Origin of the sequence: Spirillospora sp. NPDC049652 (genome assembly GCF_040675125.1) — a bacterium.
In the GTDB taxonomy this organism is placed as follows: Bacteria; Actinomycetota; Actinomycetes; order Streptosporangiales; family Streptosporangiaceae; genus Spirillospora.
The window spans coordinates 1-5,233 of record NZ_JBFAOF010000509.1; the positions used below are offsets into that span (position 1 = coordinate 1).

4 protein-coding genes are annotated in these 5,233 nt (G+C 73.9%); 2 read left to right on the forward strand and 2 right to left on the reverse strand.

What is annotated here, in order from left to right:
* On the reverse strand, positions 1-1,387 hold a 1,387-nt coding region (locus tag AB0J52_RS26475; RefSeq protein ID WP_500184999.1), incomplete at its 3' end, for a CocE/NonD family hydrolase.
* Between the two features lie 277 nt (positions 1,388-1,664).
* Between AB0J52_RS26475 and AB0J52_RS26480 the strand changes: the two genes are divergently transcribed.
* Positions 1,665-3,581, forward strand: a complete 1,917-nt coding sequence (locus tag AB0J52_RS26480) for an ABC transporter ATP-binding protein (protein ID WP_500185003.1) — start codon at positions 1,665-1,667, stop codon at positions 3,579-3,581.
* A gap of 83 nt (positions 3,582-3,664) precedes the next feature.
* Positions 3,665-4,330, forward strand: coding sequence for a hypothetical protein (locus AB0J52_RS26485; protein ID WP_500185001.1), 666 nt, complete (start codon positions 3,665-3,667; stop codon positions 4,328-4,330).
* 134 nt (positions 4,331-4,464) lie between these two features.
* Here AB0J52_RS26485 and AB0J52_RS26490 read toward each other — a convergent pair whose 3' ends face one another.
* Positions 4,465-5,202 carry a sulfotransferase family protein gene (locus tag AB0J52_RS26490; protein WP_500185002.1) on the reverse strand — a complete coding sequence of 246 codons (738 nt, stop codon included), beginning with the start codon at positions 5,200-5,202 and terminating at the stop codon, positions 4,465-4,467.
* Positions 5,203-5,233: the final 31 nt, after the last annotated feature.

Here is a 5,233-nt window from a genome sequence, read left to right on the forward strand (position 1 = left end):
CGTCCTCGCCGGCCAGGAGCTGCTCGGCGGTGCGGGTGCGGCCCGCGTCGGTGAACGGCTGCGCCGCGCCCGGCCGGGGCCGCGTCGCCAGCGTGCCCGGCTGGCCGCCCGCGCCGGGACCGGCGTTCAGGCTGAGCGGAAGCGTGCGGGTGCCGGGGACCGGCCAGTCCCGCTCGGTCTTCCACGACCCGTCCGGACGCTCCACGTCCACCTTCGGCTCGTTCTCGATGCCGTTGCGGATGCCGTACAGGTACCGGTCGAACCAGTGGTGCGTCTGTCGCAGCCACTCGTCGATCCGCCAGCGGAACGGCGTGGCGTGGTTGGCCTGGTGCAGCCACAGCTTGCGCGGGACGCCCGCCGCCTTCAGGGCGTTCCACCACCGGACGGACTGCTCGGTCTTGACGTTCCAGTCGTTGAGCCCGTGCACCACCATCACGGCCGCCTTGACCCGCCGGGCGTCCTTGACGTAGTTGCGCTCGTCCCAGAACGGGCTGTAGTCGCCGGTCTCGCGGTCCTGGCGGGCCTCGATCTCGTCGATGACCTGCTTGCAGACCTCGGGGTTCTTGCGGGTGAGGACGGCCTTGGCGAGCACGTCCAGGTCCTCGCCCTGGTAGCCGCCGGGTGCGATCACCCCGCCGTTGTCGCGGTAGTAGTCGTACCAGCTGGAGATGCCGGCGATCGGCACGATGGCCTTCAGGCCGTCCACGCCGGTCGCTGCGGCCATGTTCGGCAGCGTCCCGTCGTAGGACTGGCCGATCATGCCGACGTTCCCGGTGGACCAGTCGGCCTTCACCGGGGTCCCGTCCGGGGCCCAGCCGCGCGCCCGGCCGTTCAGCCAGTCCACCGCGGCCTTCGCGCCCGCCTGCTCGTTGCGCGCGCCCGAGGTCGGGCAGCCGGTCGAGCCGCCGGTGCCGAGGCTGTCCAGGTCCGCGACGGCGTAGCCGCGCGGCAGGAAGTAGTTGTCGTAGTAGCCGGGGAAGACGTCGGCCAGGTTCCGCTGGAACCGGGTCGCGGCGAGGCCGCGCGCGCCGCCGATGTCCACCGGGTGGTTCGGGACGTCCAGGATGCCCGCCCAGTAGGGGCTGGGCTCCATGATCGTCGGCACCCGGAGGCCCTGGCCGGTCTCCTTGGGCCGCATGATCCGCAGCTGGACGGTGTCGCGCTTGCCGTCGCGGTCGCTGTCGACGGTGGTCTCGATGTTCACGGTCTGGCTGATCGCGTCCGCGCGGGAGAACACCGGCTGGGTCTCGCCGCCGCGGACCTCGGCGGCGGTCCGGGCCGGTTCTCCGGCCGGCCGGCCGGGGGCGGCGGCGGACGCGTCCGGCGCGAGCGCGGTGAGCGTCGCGACCGCGACGGCCGCGGCACCCGCCGTGAGGAATCGCTTCATGGGGGCTCCTGAGGGGATAGAGCCGAACGTGACTGAAATGTCACATCGGAGTGAACCCCACAAGATCGCGTTTGTGAAGGGCCGCCGCTCCGGCGGGCGTCCGGAGGGCGGCGGGCCGGAAGGCGGCGCGGGCGGGAAGGCGCGGCCTCGCCGGCGCGTTGTGCTTCGTGCGGACTGAGATGCTTACTTGATTACGTTCGCTGGACGAGTATCGCCGGCCGGCGTCCGCGCTCCGCGGCGGCCGGTCCGCGAGGACCTATGGAGGACCCGTATGGGGATGCCCGGGATGCCGGGGAACGGCTGGCAGGTGATGGCCTCGTTCCGTCGGGACAGCTCGGTCACGCAGAAGAAGCTGGCGAAGGGGACGGTCAAGCGGATCGCCGGGTACGCCCGGCCCTACATCCGCGAGCTGGTGCTGTTCCTGGCGCTGAACGCGCTCGCCGCGGTGATCGTGGTGGCCAACCCGCTGCTGCTCAAGGGCATCATCGACCGCGGCATCATCCCGCACCGGCAGGGCGTCGTGCTCGGCCTCGCGATCACCGTCGCGGCGCTGGCGCTGCTGGAGGCGGTGCTCGGCCTCGCCCAGCGCTGGTACTCGGCGAGGATCGGCGAGGGCCTGATCTACGACCTGCGGACGCAGGTGTTCGGGCACGTCCAGCGGCAGCCCGTCGCGTTCTTCATGCGGGCCCAGACCGGCTCGCTGATCAGCCGCCTGAACAGCGACGTGATCGGCGCGCAGCGGGCCCTGACGACCACGCTGTCGTCGGTGGTGTCCAACGTGATCAGCCTGGTCCTGGTGCTGGTCACGATGCTGGTGCTGTCCTGGCAGGTGACGCTGATCGCGCTGCTGCTGCTCCCGGTCTTCGTGCTGCCCGCCAAGTGGGTCGGCAAGCGGCTGCAGGCGGTGAGCCGCGAGCAGATGCAGCTGGACGCCGAGATGAGCTCGCTGATGACCGAGCGGTTCAACGTCGCCGGGGCGATGCTCGCCAAGCTGTACGGGCGGCCGGCCGAGGAGGAGGAGAACTTCGCCGCGCGGGCCGCCCGGGTCCGCGACATCGGCGTGGTCGCGGCCATGTACGGCCGGGTGTTCTTCACCGCGCTGACCCTGGTCGCGGCGCTCGCGACCGCCATGGTCTACGGCGTCGGCGGCTCGCTGGTCGTGGACGGCAGCTTCCAGCTGGGCACGCTGGTCGCGCTCGCCACCCTGCTGACCCGCATGTACGGGCCGCTGACCGCGCTGTCCAACGTCCACGTGGACGTGATGACCGCCCTGGTCAGCTTCGACCGGGTCTTCGAGGTGCTGGACCTCAAGCCGCTCATCGACGACAAGGACGGCGCGGTGCCGCTCACCGTCGCCGAGGACCGCGCGCCCGCCGTCGAGTTCGACCACGTGTCGTTCCGCTACCCCTCCGCCGAGGAGGTCTCGCTGGCCTCGCTGGAGTCGATCGCCCGCACCGACACCGCGCCCGGCCGGGACGTGCTGTTCGACGTCGACTTCACCGCCGAGCCGGGCCAGCTCGTCGCGCTGGTCGGGCCGTCCGGGGCGGGCAAGTCGACGATCACGCACCTGGTGTCGCGGCTGTACGACGCGTCCGGCGGCGCGGTGCGGATCGGCGGCCAGGACGTCCGGGACGTGACGCTGGACTCGCTGCGCGCCCGCGTCGGCGTCGTCAGCCAGGACGCGCACCTGTTCCACGACTCCATCCGCGAGAACATGCGGTACGCCCGGCCGGACGCCACCGACGAGCAGATCACCGCGGCGCTCGAGGCGGCGCAGGTCGGGGAGCTGGTCGCCGACATGCCGGACGGCCTGGACACCGTGGTCGGCGACCGCGGCTACCGGCTGTCGGGCGGCGAGAAGCAGCGCCTCGCCATCGCCCGGCTGCTGCTCAAGGCCCCCTCGGTCGTCGTCCTGGACGAGGCGACCGCGCACCTGGACTCCGAGTCCGAGGCGGCCGTCCAGCGGGCCCTGGCGACCGCGCTGGCGGGCCGCACCTCGCTGGTGATCGCGCACCGGCTGTCCACGATCCGCGAGGCGGACCAGATCCTCGTGGTGGACGGCGGCCGGGTCGTCGAGCGCGGCCGGCACGAGGAGCTGCTGGCCCGCGGCGGCCTGTACGCCGAGCTGTACCGCACCCAGTTCGCCCGCCAGGAGGAGCGGACGGACGGCGCCCCGGTCCTCGCCGCCGACTGACCGCGCCCGGCAATCCCGTGATTCTGTGATCACTCTCCGTAGGATGGGCTCGTCAACGCGACGGACAACGGGGGTGGCACGCGATGACGAGGATGCGCGCGGCGGGAGCCGTGCTGGTGCTGGCGGCCGTGGCCTTCGCGGGCTCGGCCTGCGGCTCGGAGGGCGAACACGCGGCGAAGGCCCGCGGGGCTTCCGGCGGGCCGTCTTCGGCCCCTCGGGGGACTGCGGCGGCCGGTACGGCGAAATCCGGGCATCACCCGGCGGCGGGGGCGGTCGGCGCAGGCGCGGGCGGGCCGGCGCGGCCCGCGGGCGGCAAGCCGGTGCGGAAGCTGACCGGAGTGGTCCGGCAGGCGTCGGTGCGGGCCGGCAGTGCCTGCTCCGATCTCGGCGTGGTGGCCCGGACGTCGGACGGCGGAGCCGCCTCGTGCGCCGTGAAAAAGGGAGAGAAGGGGCGGCGCTGGACCGTCGCGCACGGTTCCGCGCCCGTCCCCACCGGGAGCGTCAAGGCCGGCGCGTCCTGCTCGGACGTGGGCGCGGTCGCGCAGAACCCGGACGGCAAGGGGATGACCTGCGCCGAGGAGGGCGGCAAGACCCGCTGGGCCCAGGCGGACGGGGTCGTGGCCGTTCCGGGCGCCATCCGCCCCGGCGGCTTCTGCGCGCCGCTGGCCGCGAAGGGACTGTCGCCGCAGAGCGCGGTGTACACCTGCGCCCGGAAGGCGGGGGAGAAGCAGGCGCGCTGGCAGAAGTGAGCCGGAAGTGACCCGGGGCGCCCGCGGGCGGCACGCCGGCCCCGGGCGCCCCGGCCGTTCGGTTCGCCTCCGGGGCGCCGGTCAGACGCTGACGCTCCGGGGCGCCGGTCAGACGTGCGGCTCCGGGGCGCCGGTCAGACGCTGAGGCGGTAGCCGAGGCGGGTCAGCTCGTTGCCCGCGATCCGCTCGACCTGGACGACCTGGCGCGGGTTGAGCCGGTCGCGCCAGATCCCCACCCGGCGCTCGGGCTCGGCGGGATCGACCGGGGCGCCGGGCCGGACGAGCCCGGCCAGCACGCCGGGGGACAGCGGCGCCCCCAGGTACTCCGAGACCTCCCGGGCCGCCTGGCGGGGGTCGGCCGCCAGGTCCTCGAACCGCACGGTGTGCAGCTGGTCCTCGGGGGTCTGGGCGCGCAGCCGGGCCGACAGCCGCACCGAGCCGCGCCAGCGCAGCGCGCACTTGACCGCGAGGGCGGCGCCGGGCCAGCGGAGCCGCTCGCTCTCCTCCTCCACGCCGAGGAAGGGGTTGGGGAACACCTCGTCCAGGTTCGACAGGCCCGGCCGGAACCAGCCGAGGCAGCCGTCGTCGGCGAGCATCTCCGCCACCACGTCCCGGCCGTCCCGGATCACCTGGATCAGCTGGGCGTCGGGGAAGGCGTCCAGCAGCACGTCGGCGCTGTACAGCAGGTCGGGGGTGGCGTCGGCGAACCGCTCCACGCCGCGCGGCTCGACGCACGGCTCCTCCGCCGGGCGGCCCGCGTCCGCGAAGGGCCTGCCCCCCGCGCCGGCCGCCCCCGGCGGCACGGGCGGCAGGCCGGCCAGGCTCCGGCACTCGCCGGGGCAGGACAGGCAGCCGCCCCATGGACGCTCCACTTCCCCTACGCGCTCAATTCAGGCACCGAAC